The sequence below is a fragment of the Streptomyces herbicida genome, from assembly GCF_032656585.1.
In the GTDB taxonomy this organism is placed as follows: Bacteria; Actinomycetota; Actinomycetes; order Streptomycetales; family Streptomycetaceae; genus Streptomyces; species Streptomyces herbicida.
In genome coordinates, this window is record NZ_JAUYWJ010000024.1 from 22999 (window position 1) to 39247 (window position 16249).

General features: G+C 71.4%; 14 protein-coding genes. 6 read left to right on the top strand and 8 right to left on the bottom strand.

Going from position 1 to position 16249, the window contains the following annotated elements:
- Nucleotides 1-4: 4 nt before the first annotated feature.
- Together Q8A52_RS38190 and Q8A52_RS38195 are read right to left on the bottom strand one after the other, a co-directional pair.
- On the bottom strand, nt 5-211 hold the full coding sequence (locus Q8A52_RS38190) for a hypothetical protein (RefSeq protein WP_316760293.1): 207 nt from the start codon (nt 209-211) through the stop codon (nt 5-7).
- A 348-nt stretch (nt 212-559) separates the two neighbouring features.
- Entirely contained in the window at nt 560-835 is a 276-nt protein-coding gene (locus tag Q8A52_RS38195) for a hypothetical protein (RefSeq protein ID WP_316760296.1), read from the bottom strand.
- A 1372-nt stretch (nt 836-2207) separates the two neighbouring features.
- On the opposite strand from Q8A52_RS38195, the gene Q8A52_RS38200 reads away from it, so the two are divergent.
- Complete coding sequence (locus Q8A52_RS38200) at nt 2208-2672, top strand: hypothetical protein (protein ID WP_316760298.1); 465 nt, start codon at nt 2208-2210, stop codon at nt 2670-2672.
- A gap of 126 nt (nt 2673-2798) precedes the next feature.
- Entirely contained in the window at nt 2799-3155 is a 357-nt protein-coding gene (locus Q8A52_RS38205; RefSeq protein WP_316760301.1) for a carboxymuconolactone decarboxylase, read from the top strand.
- A 31-nt stretch (nt 3156-3186) separates the two neighbouring features.
- Here Q8A52_RS38205 and Q8A52_RS38210 read toward each other — a convergent pair whose 3' ends face one another.
- Nucleotides 3187-4524, bottom strand: a complete 1338-nt coding sequence (locus tag Q8A52_RS38210) for an aminotransferase-like domain-containing protein (RefSeq protein ID WP_316760303.1) — start codon at nt 4522-4524, stop codon at nt 3187-3189.
- 144 nt (nt 4525-4668) lie between these two features.
- On the opposite strand from Q8A52_RS38210, the gene Q8A52_RS38215 reads away from it, so the two are divergent.
- Entirely contained in the window at nt 4669-5307 is a 639-nt protein-coding gene (locus Q8A52_RS38215; RefSeq protein WP_316760305.1) for a LysE family translocator, read from the top strand.
- Nucleotides 5308-5320: 13 nt separating this feature from the next.
- Here the strand turns inward: Q8A52_RS38215 and Q8A52_RS38220 are convergent, their stop codons facing one another.
- Nucleotides 5321-6070 carry a TIGR03943 family putative permease subunit gene (locus tag Q8A52_RS38220; protein ID WP_316760307.1) on the bottom strand — a complete coding sequence of 250 codons (750 nt, stop codon included), beginning with the start codon at nt 6068-6070 and terminating at the stop codon, nt 5321-5323.
- The gene (locus tag Q8A52_RS38225; RefSeq protein WP_316760308.1) at nt 6067-7176 is read right to left on the bottom strand and encodes a permease; all 1110 of its coding nucleotides are present in this window, start codon (nt 7174-7176) and stop codon (nt 6067-6069) included. The genes Q8A52_RS38220 and Q8A52_RS38225 overlap by 4 nt, the downstream gene beginning before the upstream one ends.
- Before the next feature lie 175 nt (nt 7177-7351).
- Between Q8A52_RS38225 and Q8A52_RS38230 the strand changes: the two genes are divergently transcribed.
- A complete protein-coding gene (locus tag Q8A52_RS38230) occupies nt 7352-9259 on the top strand; it encodes an NAD-binding protein (protein WP_316760559.1) in 1908 nt (635 codons plus the stop codon).
- Nucleotides 9260-9289: 30 nt separating this feature from the next.
- Here Q8A52_RS38230 and Q8A52_RS38235 read toward each other — a convergent pair whose 3' ends face one another.
- Nucleotides 9290-11080 carry a S9 family peptidase gene (locus Q8A52_RS38235; protein ID WP_316760311.1) on the bottom strand — a complete coding sequence of 597 codons (1791 nt, stop codon included), beginning with the start codon at nt 11078-11080 and terminating at the stop codon, nt 9290-9292.
- 192 nt (nt 11081-11272) lie between these two features.
- Here Q8A52_RS38235 and Q8A52_RS38240 point away from each other — a divergent pair, with 192 nt between their 5' ends.
- Nucleotides 11273-13078, top strand: a complete 1806-nt coding sequence (locus tag Q8A52_RS38240) for an alkaline phosphatase family protein (RefSeq protein WP_316760314.1) — start codon at nt 11273-11275, stop codon at nt 13076-13078.
- 111 nt (nt 13079-13189) lie between these two features.
- On the top strand, nt 13190-13981 hold the full coding sequence (locus Q8A52_RS38245; protein WP_316760316.1) for an SURF1 family protein: 792 nt from the start codon (nt 13190-13192) through the stop codon (nt 13979-13981).
- A gap of 46 nt (nt 13982-14027) precedes the next feature.
- Here the strand turns inward: Q8A52_RS38245 and Q8A52_RS38250 are convergent, their stop codons facing one another.
- A complete protein-coding gene (locus Q8A52_RS38250; protein WP_316760318.1) occupies nt 14028-15077 on the bottom strand; it encodes a hypothetical protein in 1050 nt (349 codons plus the stop codon).
- A 113-nt stretch (nt 15078-15190) separates the two neighbouring features.
- Nucleotides 15191-15766, bottom strand: coding sequence for a SigE family RNA polymerase sigma factor (locus tag Q8A52_RS38255; protein ID WP_316760561.1), 576 nt, complete (start codon nt 15764-15766; stop codon nt 15191-15193).
- Between the last annotated feature and the right edge of the window lie 483 nt (nt 15767-16249).

Here is a 16249-nt window from a genome sequence, read left to right on the forward strand (position 1 = left end):
CCGGTCAAGTGATCGCCTGCGTCGTCCCGTCAGGCAACGCGCAGGCGTAGCCGGCGTAGGGGCGTGCCACGATCTGTCCGCCGGCGGCCGTGCAGTCGTCTCTGGAGATGTTCGGAGACGAGGCGGCCCCGGCGCTGACAGCGCCGACGGCGCTCACGCCGGCAAGGGTTGCCGCGGCCAGGGCGAGGCCCAGGATTCGTCGCATGCGCATGACTTCCTCCTCCTCTCAGGCGCCTTCGTTCGGCCTTCGGGAAGGACAAGTCTCAAGACGACGGCGCCCTCTTGCTCAGCATGGGCGCTCCGCATGAGGCCCGCGAGGCGAGGCTGGGCGCCGCGCCCGGGCGGTGACTGCCCGGCCCGGAGAGGCATGACGTCACCGACCTCGACCAGCCGCATCGGTATGCCGCGTGCGCGTCGGTAGGAGCGGGGCGACGTCGATGTCCTTGGCGTCGAGACTGCCCACCGGGGCCGCGTTGTGTCCGGGCGGGCCGGGGGTTGAGGAGGAGACGGGCCGTACCTGCCTCCGACCGGTGCCGGCGGGCGGCTGGCGCGTGGTCCTCTAACGTGGTTCGTTGGCCGCCGCCCGGCAGGCACCGGTCGCGGCGCCGCCCGCCACTCCGGCCCCGGTCAGCCCGGTCACACAACCCTGCAGGTCTCCGACCACGCCACGGCTGCAGGCCGCTGTGACGGAGTCGGAAGCGGTGGCACCGGCCAGTTCGGCCATCTTGGTGCAGGCGGGGATGTCCGCCCGGACCGCGGGAGCGGCGAGGACCGCACCACCGAGGGTGAGGGTCAGGCCGGTGAGGACACCGGCGATACGGGTCGACGTGCGCATGGGAAGCACCTGCCTTCCGGGTTGGTCGCGCGGTCCTGGTCCCGGCGGGCCGGATCCACGCGGTAGGGCCGCCTGGCGACGCTCGGTGAGTGGTGCCCCCGGCCGGCGGGCTCACAGACTGACCGCACGATGCTGCGTCGTATCCATTGAGCCGCACCGGGACATGGTCGCCAGGCCGAAGGACGGGGCCCCGGACCGGATGAGACGCACTCGGACCTCCACTCGCGGGCCCCTCACTCCAGCGTCGCATCCTCTCCCCCGCCCCGTCCTGGGCACCCGGGGGGCGGCCGCGCTGAGTGACTGCGATTGTGCGAAGCGCGGTAGCCGGCCCGTCCGGCCGACCAGGTGGATCGGACGGGCCGGCGTCCCGCCCGGCCTGTCCCCTCCCGGCTCGACCCTGACCCGGCAAGCCATGCTCAAGCGGGTCCATCAGCGTGCGACTCCACTGCGTCGGCTCATGCCGCAGTTACTCAGTGCCGAGGGCCAACGGCTCATTGCCCGTTGTCGCCAAAGGTGAGCCGGTATGGGCGCACCTCGAGCTCGTTCACCTGACAGGCCATCTCGTTGGGCATGTTCGCTTACCCATCCTCCAGAGCGCGGAGAGCGGTGAACGAGTCTGCGACAGCCGCTCGCCCCCTGGCTCGCGCCGCCTTGAGTCTCCGTCGCCACAGCAGCTTTGACCGGTGTGGATGCCACAGGGCCTCGTAGACCAAGGCAGTCGCTTCATTGAGCGCTCGGAGGTACTCGACCTTGACTCCTCCACCGTATTCAGGATCGGGATACTGTTCCCAGCTTCGACGACTTTCCCTGTAGATGGCAGCCCTTGTTTTCACGTACCAGCCGGCGACTTCCTGAGGAACGCCAGCAATCAATGCGGCAGCTTCGAAGGCATGCTGAGCAGAGCGGAGCTGCCCCCACTCCTCTTGTCTGCCTTCAGACCACACCGCTTCTTCCAAGGCGCTCATGGCGCCTCGGGCAGCTGCACGAGCTTGGCGACGTTCGGGGCCGGCGCTTACGTACTGCGTGACGAGCCCACCCACGCTGCCGGCACCGAGGATCTGCAGGAGTCCGACAAGGTCAGCCATTCGACGAACGTAACAGTGAGCCCAGGTCGGGGGTGGCCGCTTTCGCAAGCTGGGTCGGTCTTCGGAGCGGGGATGCGACTCAGGCGGTCCGTATCAAAGACGCCCGCCATACTTCGACGCCCAGCCGTGCCGCTACCGGTGCGAATCCTCACGCAAGGGTCCGGCTCGCGCAGCGGTTGTTCGATCAGGCATCGACCATATACCGGCTACCGATATATTCTGCAGCAGTTGAGCTGATCACGTGTCCCGGCTCCGAACGGCGGTCAGGACGAGGCATGGGGTGAAGCATGGAATCGAACAGCACACGTCTCCCGGCGTCTTGGGCCGGCCGGCGGGCGGAAGTTCTGGCTCTCCTGCTGGCCGGCGCGGCCGTCAGTTGGGCCGCGGTCATGCTGAGCGTGCACACCGCCGATCCGGTCCCGCCCGACTCCGGCGTGACCGATGCCGATCTGGCACGGCTGGGTGCTGCCGTGATGGCCGCCGTTGCGGCGGTGTCAGCCGGACTGTGGTGGCGCCACCGGGCGACCGCACATCATCCCGCAGCCGACGGAGGCTGGGCACGAGCCGCGTTCGCCGTGTCTTGTGTCCATGCCATGTTCCTTGTACCGGTGATCACATTCGCCCCATGGGGCTGGCAGGTCCCGTTGATCGCGTTCACGGCAGCGGTGCTCGCCGGCGGCGTGAGGGAGGCCGCCGCTGCGACGGCATCCGCCGAGGGCCACAAGCCCTCGCCCGACCCGAGCTCCGGCTGAAGGCCCGCAGCCGCAGCCGCAACTCAACGTGCGCGGACCCCACCCCCCTCCTACCGTTGAAGGGCAAGTCGCCGACGTGCGGGGGCCCTGGTCGGCTCCGTACGGGATTGGGAAGGTGGTGCGGAGATGGCCACGACGTCGGACACTCCGGTTCTGGACACGATCGCCGCCATGACGGTCGACTCGATCGAGCGTTGCGGGATGGACGAAGGCTCGCTGATCCTCACGCGTATCGCCGCGCTCGTGGCCATGGACGCACCGGCGGTCAGCTTCCTCGCTCACGCGGGCGCCGCGATGGAGGCCAACCTGACGTCCGAGCAGGTGCAGGACGTTCTGGTTGCGATCGCCCCCGTCGTGGGCACGGCGCGGGTCATGTCGGCCGCGGGGCACATCGCCGAGGCGTTCGGGTTCGCCATCGCCATGGCGGAGGCCGAGGCCGAGACGATCGCCCAGGCCGAGGGGCAGAGTCTCAGCTCGTCCTGAGAAGAGCCCGTCGCCACCCAGGCTTCTGGTCTCAGTCCGTGACGAGGTCCTCCGGTGCGGACCGGCCCAGTTCGGCGAGGGTGGCGAGGGCCTGGGAAAGCGCGTCCGGCTGGGGTGTGGCCAGGCCCAGCCGGACGGCGTTCGGCGCGTGGTTGTCGCCGACGGTGAAGGCAGCCGCGGGTACCACCCCGATGCCGTGGCGGGCGGCGGCCGCGACGAAGGCGTCCGCGCGCCAGCGGTGCGGCAGTCGCCACCAACAGTGGTAGGAGCGCGGATCGCTCTGCACCGCGAAACCGTCCAGGTGCCGGGCCGCGATCTGTTGTCGTATCGCCGCCTCCCGCTGCTTGGCCTCGACCAGTTTCTGCACGGCGCCGTCCTGCTGCCAGCGGTGGGCGGCCTCCAGGGCGAATCTCATGGGTGCCGAGCCGGCCGCGCGCAGGGTGGCGGTGATGTCGGTCGCCAGGGTGGGGGGCGCCACCACGAAGCCGAGGGTCAGGCCGGGCGCGATGCGCTTGCTCAGGCTGTCGATCAGGACGGTCTGCTCGGGCGCGTGGGAGGCCAGGGGTGGCCGTTCGTTGTGGAGGAAGGACCAGATGGCGTCCTCCACCGCGGGGATGCCGAGCTTTTGAAGGACCTCGGCCAGGCGCTCGGCGCGGGACGTGGGCATGGTCAGCGAGAGCGGGTTGTGCAGTCTCGGCTGTGCGTAGACGGCGTGCAGGGGGGCGGTGGCGTGGGCCTCCTCGAGCGCCTCCGGGATCAGTCCCGCTCCGTCCATGGGCAGGGGGACGAGCGTGATGCCGAGCCGGGTGGCGATCGCCTTGACGACGGGGTACGTCAGCTCCTCGACTCCTAGTCGCGCGCGCGGCGGCACCAGGGCGGCGATGACGGCCGAGATGGCCTGCCGTCCGTTGCCCGCGAACAGGATCCGCGCCGGGTCGGGGCGCCAGCCGCCGGCGGCGAGGATGTCGGCGGCGGAGTCCTGTACCGCCGGGAGGGCGGCGGCTCCTGCCGGGCGCAGGGCGTGAGCCAGGGCGTCGGGGCGGAGAAGTCCGCCGAGGCCCTCGGCGAGTAGTGCGCTTTGCTCCGGTACGACCGGGTAGTTGAGCTCCAGGTCGATGCGGGTGGTGGCCGGTTCGGTGAGCGCGGGGGCGGTGGCCGGGGAAGCCGCGCGGACGAACGTGCCCCGTCCCACCTCGCCCACCGTCAGTCCCCGCCGGGCCAGCTCCTGATAGACGCGTGTGGCCGTGGAGTTGGCGATGCCGTGCCGCCGTGCGAACTCGCGCTGCGGGGGGAGGCGGTCACCGGGGCGGAGACTGCCCGATCCGATCTCCTCGGCCACCGCGTCGGCGACCCTCTGGTAGTCCCGCACCGTGCTCTCCCCCTCTGCCGACAGCGTCCTTCATCCCACCACAGAATTGCACTGAGAGCAATATTCTCATTGCACTGAGTTATTGCCCTGCAATACGCTCCGAGGCATTCCGGCATTGAATTGATCCGAGGCAGGGGGCGTTTCATGGTTGATCCGGTCGTAGTCGATCCGAGCGGGGTCCTGGGCGTGACGGCGGTGGGGCTCGGCATGGTGCTCACCCCCGGGCCGAACATGATCTATCTCGTCTCCCGCAGCATCACCCAGGGCAGACGCGCCGGGATCATCTCCCTCGGCGGTGTGGTCCTCGGCTTCCTGGTGTATCTGCTCGCCGCGAACCTGGGCCTGGCGGTCGTCTTCGTCGCCGTACCGGAGCTGTATCTCACGGTGAAGCTGGCGGGCGCCGCCTACCTCGGCTTCCTGGCCTGGAGCGCCCTGAAGCCGGGCGGCATCTCCGTGTTCGCACCGCAGGACGTGCCGCACGACCCGCCGCGCCGACTGTTCACGATGGGCCTGATGACGAACCTGCTCAACCCCAAGGTCGCCATCATGTACGTGTCGTTGATCCCCCAGTTCATCGACCTGGACCGGGACCATGTGCTGCTCCAGGGCCTCGTCCTCGGCTCGGCCCAGATCCTGGTCAGCATTGCGGTCAACCTCACGATCGTGCTGGCGGCGGGCACCATCGCGGCCTTCCTCGCCCGCCGCCCCTCCTGGCTCCGGGTGCAGCGCTACCTGATGGGTACGGTGCTCGGCGCCCTCGCCGTGTCGCTGGCCGTCAACTAGCGTCCGCGTCGTCCTAGTTGTTCCAGGTCTCGTCGTACGGGTCGTGCGGCGTCGGCACCGGCCTGGAACCGGTGACCCGCAGGAACGGGATCGGGCCGTCGTTGACCGGGTCCCGGGTCTGCTTCGTGGTGTACGTGCCCGTCACCTCCAGCCAGGCGTCCGGCTGGAGGACCGGAGGGATCTTCCCGGTCAGGCCGATCTTCACCGGCTGGGCATCCGCGGCACAGCAGTTGAGGGCCATGCGGACGAGATACGGCGTACCGGCGCGGTCCACGGCGACGAAGCCGGTGATCCGCACGCTGCGGCCGCCCAGGGAACGTCCGTGGTCGTAGACCGCGCGGCCCGCGTAGTCGACCAGGTTGACCGGCACGGGGTCGCCCGTCGGCAACTTCATGTAGCCGTACGGCTGTTGCAGGGCCGTACCGGCGCGCATCGCGCTGTACGAGCCCAGGGCGGGCGGGGCGACCAGGATGAGGGCGAAGAGCGGGAGGACGAGAAGCCATGAGATACGGGGCTCGCGGTGGACGTGCCCGTGGCCCTCCTCGCCGGCACCGGCACTGGCACCGGTCTGCTTCCTCCGGCGCGCGTTCTTCCACTCGTACCAGGCCGTCGCCAGCGCGGTCACGATCAGTACGACACCGGCCGCCAGCAGCAGCGGGCGCAGGCCCGCCTTGACGTACCGCAGATAGAGGTCGGTGAAGCCCGCGTGCAGCAGGGCCGCGCCGATGAGGAACAGGACCGCCGCCTGTGCCTGCCGGTTCACAGCAGCACCGCCCCGGTCACGACCGCGCCCACGATGGCGAGGACGAAGGTGGTGGGGGCGAAGCGCAGGGCGAAGCCACGGCCGAAGGTGCCCGCCTGCATCGCGAACAGCTTCAGGTCGATCATCGGGCCGACGACCAGGAACGCCAGCTTGGCCGTCAGCGAGAACTGGGTCAGTGACGCCGCCACGAACGCGTCCGCCTCCGAGCAGATCGACAGCACCACGGCCAGCACGGCCAGGGCGAGGACGGAGAACACCGGGTTGTCGGCGGCCGTGCGCAGCCAGTCCGCCGGGGCCACCGCCTTCAGCGTCGCGGCGGCCATCGCGCCGAGGACCAGGAAGCCGCCGGCGTGCATCATGTCGTGCCGGACGGAACCCCAGAACGCCTCGCCCTTGCTCTGCCCGTCGTGCGAGGCGTGCGCCGGCAGGCGCAGCCAGTCGGTGCGGCCGAGGCGCTGCCACAGCCAGCCCATCACGCACGCGACCAGCAGGCCGGCGGCGAAACGGCCCAGCACCATCTCCGGGTTCCGAGGGAAGGCGACGGCCGTCGCCGTCAGCACGATCGGGTTGATCGCCGGGGCGGAGAGGAGGAACGCGATCGCCGCGGCGGGGGTCACACCCCGGCGGACCAGCGCCCCGGCCACCGGCACCGACGCACACTCGCAACCCGGCAGCACCGCACCCGCCACCCCGGCGACCGGTACGGCCAGGGCGGGCCGGCCGGGCAGGGCGCGGGCGAAGAACGACGGCGGTACGAAGACGGCGATCGCGGCGGACAACAGCACCCCGAGGGCCAGGAACGGCAGGGCCTGGACGACCACCGCGACGAACACCGTCATCCAGCTCTGCATCACCGGCGTGGACAGCGCACCGCGGATCGGCCCCTGCACCACCACCACCAGCAGCATCAGCATGGTCAAGGCGAGCGGGGAGTTGAGGTGCCAGCCCTCCTTGTCGGGCCCCTTGCCGGGCCGCTCGTCGGGCCCCTTGCCGGGCCGATTGTCAGGCCGCTCGTCGGGCACCGGCTCCGGCCGCTGGTCGGACCCGTTGCCGGGCGCCGCGTCGCGAGCGGCGGCCCCGGACGGGGCTTCTTCGGTGATGGCCACGGGTCGGGTACCTCCGGCGTACGGGCGCTGCTTCGCTGTTCTCCCTCCCCTTCGGTACGGCGGTCCGGGCAGGGGCGTTCAGCCCGTTGCTGGAACCATCCGTCCCGTTGGGGCACTCTTTGCCCTTGTGGGGAGCGTTCCGTATCAGGGTGGCCAGGGTGGTGCGCCGGCCCGGATGGTGGTGTGCGGCGACGACGGGCTCGCGCACCGGCTGGCCGCCGAACTGCGCGGAGTGTACGGCGAGCAGGTGACGCTCGTCGTACCGCCGAACGTGCGCACGGCACGCCCGCCGGTCGTCGGGCGGGCCCGGGCGGCCTCGGCGGCGCTGCTGGACCGGGTGGTGAACGCGGCCGTGGGACGGACCGCGACCAACGGCAACGGCGGCGGGGGCGGCGGTGAACCCGCCCGTGGAGAGCGGCTGTTGGAGGCTTCCGAGCCGACCGAGGCGGTGCTCGCCGAGGCGGGCGTGGAGCGGGCCGCCGCGCTGGCGCTCGTGTACGACGACGACGAGACGAACATCCGCGCGGCCCTCACCGCCCGCCGCCTCAACCCACGGCTGCGGCTCGTCCTCAGGCTCTACAACCGGCGGTTGGGCCAGCACATCGAGGAACTCCTCGACCAGGCCGCCTCATTGGCGGCCGGTGACGGCGAGAGCGGGGGCTCCGGGAGCGACGCGTCGACGACCGTGCTGTCCGACGCCGACACCGCGGCGCCCGCACTGGCGGCGACCGCGGTGGCCGGCACCAGCAAGGTCGTCCAGACGGACGGGCTGCTGCTGCGCGCGGTGGAACGTGCGCCCGCCCGCCCCGGGCAGGTCGTCGACCCCGGGCTGTGCACACTGGCGCTGCTGTCGGCGACCAGCAGCGATCCGGCCGGTGCGGACGGCTCCGAGGGCAGCGGGGAGCGGGGACCGCGGCTGCTGCCCGACGAGGCGGAGGTACGGGAGGCCGACGGGCGCGGGACCGTCGTACTGGAGCAGGTGTCGTACGCCGCCGGGCCGCCGTTACCCGCGGGGCGCGCCGGGGTCGTACCGCCGTTCGCCTCGCTGTTCTCCCGGCGGCTGCGGTGGTCGCTGGCCGGACTCGTGGGATGTGTGGTCGCGCTGGCCGTGGCCCTGTGGCTGGTGACGGGAACCCATCCGCTGCGCGCCTTCTATCTGACGCTGCTGGACCTCTTCGCCATCGACGACCCGGCCATCGGGGCGTCCCTCGGGCGGCAGATCCTGCAACTTCTGTCCGGTCTGGTCGGGTTGCTGCTGCTGCCGGTGCTGCTGGCCGCGGTGCTCGAGGCGCTCGGCACCTTCCGGACCGCGTCCGCCCTGCGGAAGCCACCGCGCGGCCTCGGCGGGCATGTGGTGCTCCTCGGGCTGGGCAAGATCGGCACACGGGTGCTGACGCGGCTGCGGGAGCTGCACATCCCGGTGGTGTGCGTCGAGGCCGACCCCGAGGCCCGCGGACTCGCCACGGCGCGGCGGCTGCGGGTGCCGGTGGTGCTCGGGGACGTGACCCAGGAGGGGGTGCTGGAGGCCGCCAAGATCCATCGGGCGCATGCGCTGCTCGCGGTGACCAGCGCGGACACGACGAATCTGGAGGCCGTGCTGTACGCGCGGTCCGTGCGACCTGATCTGCGGGTGGTCCTGCGCCTGTACGACGACGACTTCGCGACCGCCGTGTACCGCACCCTCCGGGCAGCGCATCCGCGTGCGCTGACCCGGAGCCGGAGCGTGACGCATCTGGCCGCGCCCGCCTTCGCCGGGGCGATGCTCGGCCGGCAGATCCTCGGGGCGATCCCCGTCGAGCGCCGGGTGCTGCTCTTCGCGGCCGTGGACGTCGAGGGGCACCCCCAGCTGGAGGGGCGGACGGTGGCCGGAGCGTTCCGGACCGGTGCCTGGCGGGTGCTGGCGCTGGAGGGGCAGCAGTCGCTGTCGGCCGACCATGTGCTGCGTGCCGGGGAGCGGGTCGTACTGGCCGCCACGCGGAGGGGGCTGGCGGAGTTGCTCGGCCGTCCCGGGGCTCCGCCCCAGACCCCGCCGGGGACTCCGCCCCTGGACCCCGCTCTCCCACCCACCCATCCGTCTCGGTAGGCCGAGAGGTGAACCCGCCCCCGGCGCCGCCTACTTGGTCAGGTGCCGCCTCGCGAAGTCGATCTCCAGTCCCACCTGCTTGATCCGCTCCTCCACCACCAGCGAGCCGTGCCCCGCGTCATAGCGGTACACCTCGTGCGTCGCGCCCCGCGCCGCGAGGCGGTCGACATAGTTCTCCACCTGCCGGATGGGACACCGCGGGTCGTTGACGCCGGCCGAGATGTAGACGGGGACCTTGACCTCGTCGACGTAGGTGAGCGGGGAGGACGCCTCGTAGCGCTCCGGGACCTCCTCGGGGGTGCCACCGAGCAGGGTGCGGTCCATCGCCTTCAGGGTCTCCATCTCGTCGTGGTACGCCGTGACGTAGTCCCCGACCGGGACGACCGCGATGCCCAGCGTCCAGGCGTCCGGCTGGGTGCCGAGGCCGAGGAGCGTGAGATAGCCGCCCCAGGAGGCGCCCGTGAGGATCAGCCGGCCGGGGTCGGCCAGGCCCGACGACACCGCCCAGTCGCGGACGGCCGCCACGTCCTCCAGCTCGATCAGGCCGACCCGGTGTCTGAGCGCGTCCGTCCAGGCCCTGCCGTAGCCCGTCGAGCCGCGGTAGTTGATGCGCACCACCGCATAGCCGTGGTCCACCCAGGCGGCCGGGCCCGCGGCGAAGGAGTCGCTGTCGTGCCAGGTCGGTCCGCCGTGCAGGTCGAAGACCGTCGGCAGCGGGCCGGTCGCCCCCGCGGGCTTCTGGATCAGCGCGTGGATACGCCCGCCGGGGCCCTCGACCCACACGTCCTCCACCGGCACCGAGCCGGGGCACTGCATACCGGGCGGGTCCAGGACCACCTTGCCCGTCGTCGAGCGGACCGCCGGCGGCTCTGCGGCCGAGGACCACAGGAACTCCACGCTGCCGTCGGGGCGGGCCGTCGCGCCGGAGACCGAGCCAGGCGGGGTCGGGATGCTCGTCAGCTCGCGCGTGGCCAGGTCGTAGCGGAACAGTTCGCTGCGGGCCTCGAAGCCGTGGGCGATCAGCAGGGCGGAGCCGTCCGGACACCACTCCGCGCTCACATCGCCCGGCAGGTCCAGTGCCAGGTCCGTCTCCCCGCCCGTCGCCACGTCCCACACCAGCGGCTCCCAGTGGCCGCGGCGCTGGTGTCCGATGAGCAGCCGGGTGTCGCCGTCGACCGGCGCGAAGCCCAGCACCTCCAGGCCCAGCTCCTCTGCGCCGCCCTTGGTGTCGTCGAGCTCGGCGACCTGTGTGCCGTCCTGGCGCAGGACGCGCAGCGCGGAGTGCATCGCGTCGCCGTGCTCCGTGTGCTCGATCGCGAGCAGCGTGCCGTCGTGGGAGAGGTCGCCGACGTACGCGGACTCGCGGTGGCGGTAGAGCTCGACGGGTGCCTCGCCGTCCCGTGAGACGTGGATCGTCGTGCCCTCCTCGTCCGTCGAGCGGCCGACGACCGCGGTGCGGCCGTCCCGGGCGAGGGCGAGTCCCGCGGGGTAGGAGGGCTTCAGGCCCGGCGTGGCGAGCTCGTCCTCGCCGCCCGTGAACCGCTGCCGGCGCCACACGCCGAACTCGTCGCCGTCCTTGTCGTCGAACCACCAGATCCACGCGCCGTCCGGGGACAGCAGACCGTCCGTCGTGCCGTTCGGCCGGTCCGTCACCTGCCGCTGCTCCCCTGTCGCACGGTCCCAGGCGTACAGCTCGTACGTCCCTGTCGCGTTGGACACGAACAGGGAGCGGTCGGGGGCGTCGTCCGCCCAGTCGGGCAGGGAGACACGTGGGGCACGGAACCGCTTCTCCCACTCGGGCATGGCTGCTGCTTCGGTCATGCCTCTATGTAACCCGATCAGCACCAAGTCGTACGGGTGAAGTCGGGAGGGTGCGCGGGCGGCGCACCCCCATTCCCCAAACTTGTATGAACAAGTTTGGTCGCGGTTCTTCCGGCCGACAGCGGCCGCCGGTACCCATGTCCCGTTCATGTCATCCCTCAGGCACCCTCATCGACGGGACGAGGTACACGAATGAGACTGCGCTGGAGATCCTTCGGCGGGCTGATCGCCCTCCTCGGTGCACTGATCGTCTCCGCTCCCGCTCCCGCCCAGGCGGCGGGCAACAGCGGCAATCTGATCGTGAACGGCGACGCGGAGACCGGCGGCTACTGCACCAACGACTGGGGCGCGGCCACCACCGCGCCCGGCTGGACCACCGAGGCGGGCGGGCTGGACGTCATGTGCCACACCGCCGGGTCCTTCGGGCTGCCCGGCGACGGCAGGACGCCCGGCAAGGCCTTCTTCGGACCCGGCAACTTCGGCGACGGCGCGATGACGCAGACCGTGGACGTCTCCTCGGCGGCCGGGGCCATCGACGGCGGCGGGGTGAGCTACGACCTCTCGGGCTGGCTCGGCGGCTGGACCGTCCACAGCGGCTACGTCGCGGTCGGCCTGCATTTCCACGACGCGAACGGCCACCCGGTCGGTGCGACCGCCAAGCTGCCGACGGTCTCCGCGAGCGACCGGGGGCTGGCCACCAAGTTCCTCTCCCGCAGCGCCACCGGACCGGTCCCGGCCGGGACCCGCTCCATCCAGGTCGAGGTGCAGTTCCTGTCGACGTCCAACGAGACCGGCTACCTGGACAACCTCTCGCTCACCCTGAACACCCCGGTCACCGCGCCGGCCCCGGTCACCCCGCCGGTGTCGCGCGTACCCGGCTACGACCATGTGTTCATGATCATGATGGAGAACACCGACTACTCCGCGATCATGAACGACCCGGCGGACACGCCCTACATGCACAGCCTGATGAACCAGGGCGCCACGCTGACCGACTTCCACGGCGTCTACCATCCGAGCGACGAGAACTACCTCGCCATCGCCGGCGGCGACACCTACGCCAAGGGCGCCACCTACTGGCCCAACATCAACTCCCCGCAGCGCAACCTGGGCGACACCATCGAGGCGGCCGGCAAGAGCTGGAAGGCCTACGAGCAGGGCATGGGCACCCCCTGCAACACCAGCAACAACGTCGACCGCTACTACGAGCCCGACGACGCGCCGTTCATCAACTACACCGACATCAGCGGCAACGCCTCCCGGTGCGCCGCGCACCTGTTCGACACCTCGCAGCTGACCACCGACCTCCAGTCGGCCGCGACCACCCCGAACTTCTCCTGGATCGCCGCCGACGACTACTACGACGGCGAGGCCTCCGGCAACGGCAGTGCCACCAGCCTGAAGACACAGGACGGCTGGCTGAAGCAGACGGTCGCCCCGGTGCTGGCCTCCCCCGCCTGGACCCAGCAGCGCTCGCTTCTCATCCTGACCTGGGACGAGAGCAACAGCGAGGCCTACAACCACATCGTCACCACGGTCGTCGGATCGCAGGGTACCGTCCCGGCCGGGACGAGCAGCCCGGCCCACTACGACCACTACGGCATCGGCCGCACCATCGAGTCGGCCCTCGGCCTGCCCGCCCTCACCGGCAACGACGCCTACGCGACTCCGCTGAACGCCGCGTTCGCACCGTCCACCGCGACGACCCCGACCCTCACCGGCAACCTGAACGCGGTCACCAACGGCGGAAACGTCACCCTGCGCTACTCGGTGCCGTCCGCGTCCCAGGTGAGTGCGAAGAACTGGGTGGGCATCTACCCGGCGGGCGTCACCCCCGGCCAGCAGTCCTCGCTGACCTGGTCCTACGCCCCCAACGCCGGCGGCGCCCTGACCTTCTCCACCGGCAAGCTCAAGGGCAACGGCACGTGCGACGCGTACTACCTCGCGAACGACGGCTACTCGGTCCTGGCCGGCCCGTTCACCCTGACCGTCGGCTGATCCACCGCCTACGGACCCGGCCCTGCGCGCTCGGCCCCGCCGGCCGAGCGCGCAGGGCACACCGGGCCCCCCGGCCCCGTCTCCGCGCCATCGCCCCGTACCGTTGACGGCGTGTACCGGTTTCTGCTGACACCCCGCTGGTGGGGCATCAACGTCTTCGTGCTGCTCGCCATCCCGTTCTGCATCTTCATGGGGTCATGGCAGCTGGGCCGGTTCGAGGCGCGGGTGCAGGACCACCGGACCGCGACCGAGCAGGCCTCCTCGGACAGATCCGAGGCGGCCCGGCCGCTGGCCGAGCTGCTGCCCGTCGACAAGAGCACGTCGGGCAAGCGGGTCACCGCCACCGGCCGGTACGGCAAGCAGTTCCTCGTGCCCGGCCGGGAACTGGACGGCAGGCGCGGCTTCTATGTGATGACGCTGCTGCGCACCGACTCCGGCAGGGCGCTGCCGGTGGTGCGGGGCTGGCTGCCGGGCAACGCCGACGCGGCGAAGGCGCCCGCCCCGCCCGCGGGCGAGGTCACCGTCACCGGTGCGCTGCAGGCCTCCGAGACGCCTGGGGACAACGGCGTCAGCGCCCAGGGCGGGCTGCCGTCCGGGCAGACGGCGGCGATCAGCTCGGCGTCACTGGTGAACCTGGTGCCGTACCGGGTGTACGACGCGTGGGTCACGCTCGACAAGGGCGACTCCGGGATGACGGCCGTGCCCGCGACCGCCCCGGACAACACCGAGCTGGATCTGAAGGCGTTCCAGAACCTCGGCTACACGGGAGAGTGGTTCGTCTTCGCGGGCTTCGTGGTCTTCATGTGGTTCCGGCTGCTGCGCCGCGAGCTGGAGTTCGCCCGGGACGCGGCGCTGGGCCTGGTGCCGGACGAGGAGGGCGTCTCCGCCCCGTCCGGCGTCTGAGGCGGGCGCACGCCGGGTACGACGACGGCCGGCCGAGACGGACCGGCTACGACGCCGACAGCACCCCGGTCCAGTAGACCGTTCCGGCACACGCGTTGGACACCGTGGCCGAGACCGCGGGCGAGCCCGCCTGCGGGGTGTGGGTCACCACGATGCTGCCGTCGACCGTGCCGTCCTCGGTGAACAGCTGGGTGGTGACGCCCGAGGACGTGGTGCCGCCGCTGTCCGTGCCGCCGCTCGCGCCGGCGTCCTGGCTGGGCGACGGCGAGGGAGAGGGACCGCTGGGGTCCGGGCCGCCGTTGTTGCCGCCGGTGGTGGGGCAGGTCTCCGAGGGCACGAAGGCGAACTTCTCCTCGTAGGCCGCGCCGGGCTGCAGGACCAGGCTGGTGACCTCGAGGGACGGGTCGGGCAGGCCGGCCGCCGCGTCGCCGGACGCGTGCCGTGCCGTACCGATCTTGGTGGCGTCCGCGGCGCCCTGCGCGAGGGTGCTCACACTGCCCGCGCCGCCGACGGTACAGCTGGTGGTGGAGACGTTGGTGACGTGGAAGGTGCCGTAGACGACGCCGACGGAGTCGGGGGCGTTCACGGTCCCCGTGGCCGAGCCCAGCTGGGCCGCCGTGCACACCGGGGCGCTCGTGCCCGTGGAGGCCGAGGGGTCGGTCCCACCGGTCGAGCCGGTGCCGTTGCCGCCGGTCTTGCCCTTGTCGGAGTTCTTCTTGCCGTCCTGGCCCTTGTCCGAGGTCTTGCCGCTGGAGCCGCCCGCGGTGCTGGCGCCTCCGTCCGGGTTCTTGCCCTGGCTCACGCCGCCCTGGGCCTGCGAGGCCTGGCCGGCGTTGGAGGTGTTGGGATCGAAGCCGCCGGAGTTGGAGACATGCACGAGGGCCGGGACGGCGGTGCCGATGAACAGGGCGGCGGCCGCCATGCCGACGACGGCCTGCCGCTTGCGGGCCCGCCGGGCGGGTACCGCGCGCCGCAGGTGGTCCAGCGTGCCGTCGCGCGGCTCGATGTCCTGGACGGCCGAGTGCAGCATCCGGCGCAGTGCCAGCTCGTCCGAGCCGAGCCCCTCGGGGCCCTTGTCGTCGGGGCCGTGGTTCACAGTTCCGTTCCCAGCGTGCGATTGCGTGTGCTCTTGCTCGTGCCGTTCCGTGGGCTCATGCCAGGCGTAGGGCTCGTGGCGTTCATGGGAATCGCCTCCCTCGGGACTCTCGCTCATGCCGGCGCCTCCATGGCCACCCGCAGTGCCGCGATGCCGCGCGAGCCGTACGCCTTCACCGAGCCCAGGGATATCCCGAGCGTCTCGGCGACCTGTGCCTCGGTCATGTCCGCGAAGTAGCGCAGGACCAGGACCTCGCGCTGACGGCGCTGCAGGCCCTTCATCGCCTTGATGAGGGAGTCGCGCTCCAGCTGGTCGTAGGCGCCCTCCTCGGCGCTCGCCATGTCCGGCATCGGCTTGGAGAGGAGCTTCAGGCCGAGGATGCGGCGGCGCAGGGCCGAGCGGGAGAGGTTGACGACCGTCTGGCGCAGATAGGCGAGGGTCTTCTCCGGGTCCCGGACGCGCTTGCGGGCCGAGTGGACGCGGATGAAGGCCTCCTGGACGACGTCCTCGCAGGAGGCGGTGTCGTCGAGGAGGAGCGCGGCGAGTCCGAGCAGCGAGCGGTAGTGCGCCCGGTAGGTCTCGGTGAGGTGGTCGACGGTCGTGCCGGCCACCGCGGACTCGTCGGCGCCGTCACGCTGGTTCGGTATGCGGGCGGGCCGCGCTGCAGGCATGGGCGCAATCACCGGCATGCCGCCGGGCATGCGCCGCAGCACCGCACGGGGCGGCCGAAGGGCCGTACCGCGGGTCGCCGCACTGAATTCGAGTACCTCTGCCACGCCAGTTGGACACGCTTCCCCCCACAGGGGTTGTACGCGCCGAGCATCACTTTTGCGTCAGACGCGCCGGATGGCACGGCCGACGGCGTCTCCGCGGCCGGCAGCACACCCGACGGAACCTCAACTGCCGTCATGCGTCCCGCACTTCCCCTATGTCCCATATGAACGAGCGTCCCCACGCCCAGATCCCGGCGTCCCACGCCTGGATCATCGCGTCCCCACGCCCCGGAAGGGCGTCCGCAAAGACGCTCCCCGCCCTTCGCGCGGTTGCGGGAGAGCGGGGAGAGAAATCTTCGGACGCCGAGGGGGCCCGGATCAAGTGGTCCGGACCATTATCCGGACCACATGTGTCTTACACAGATCCTACAAATGGATCCGCTCCCAGCCACGGGTTTT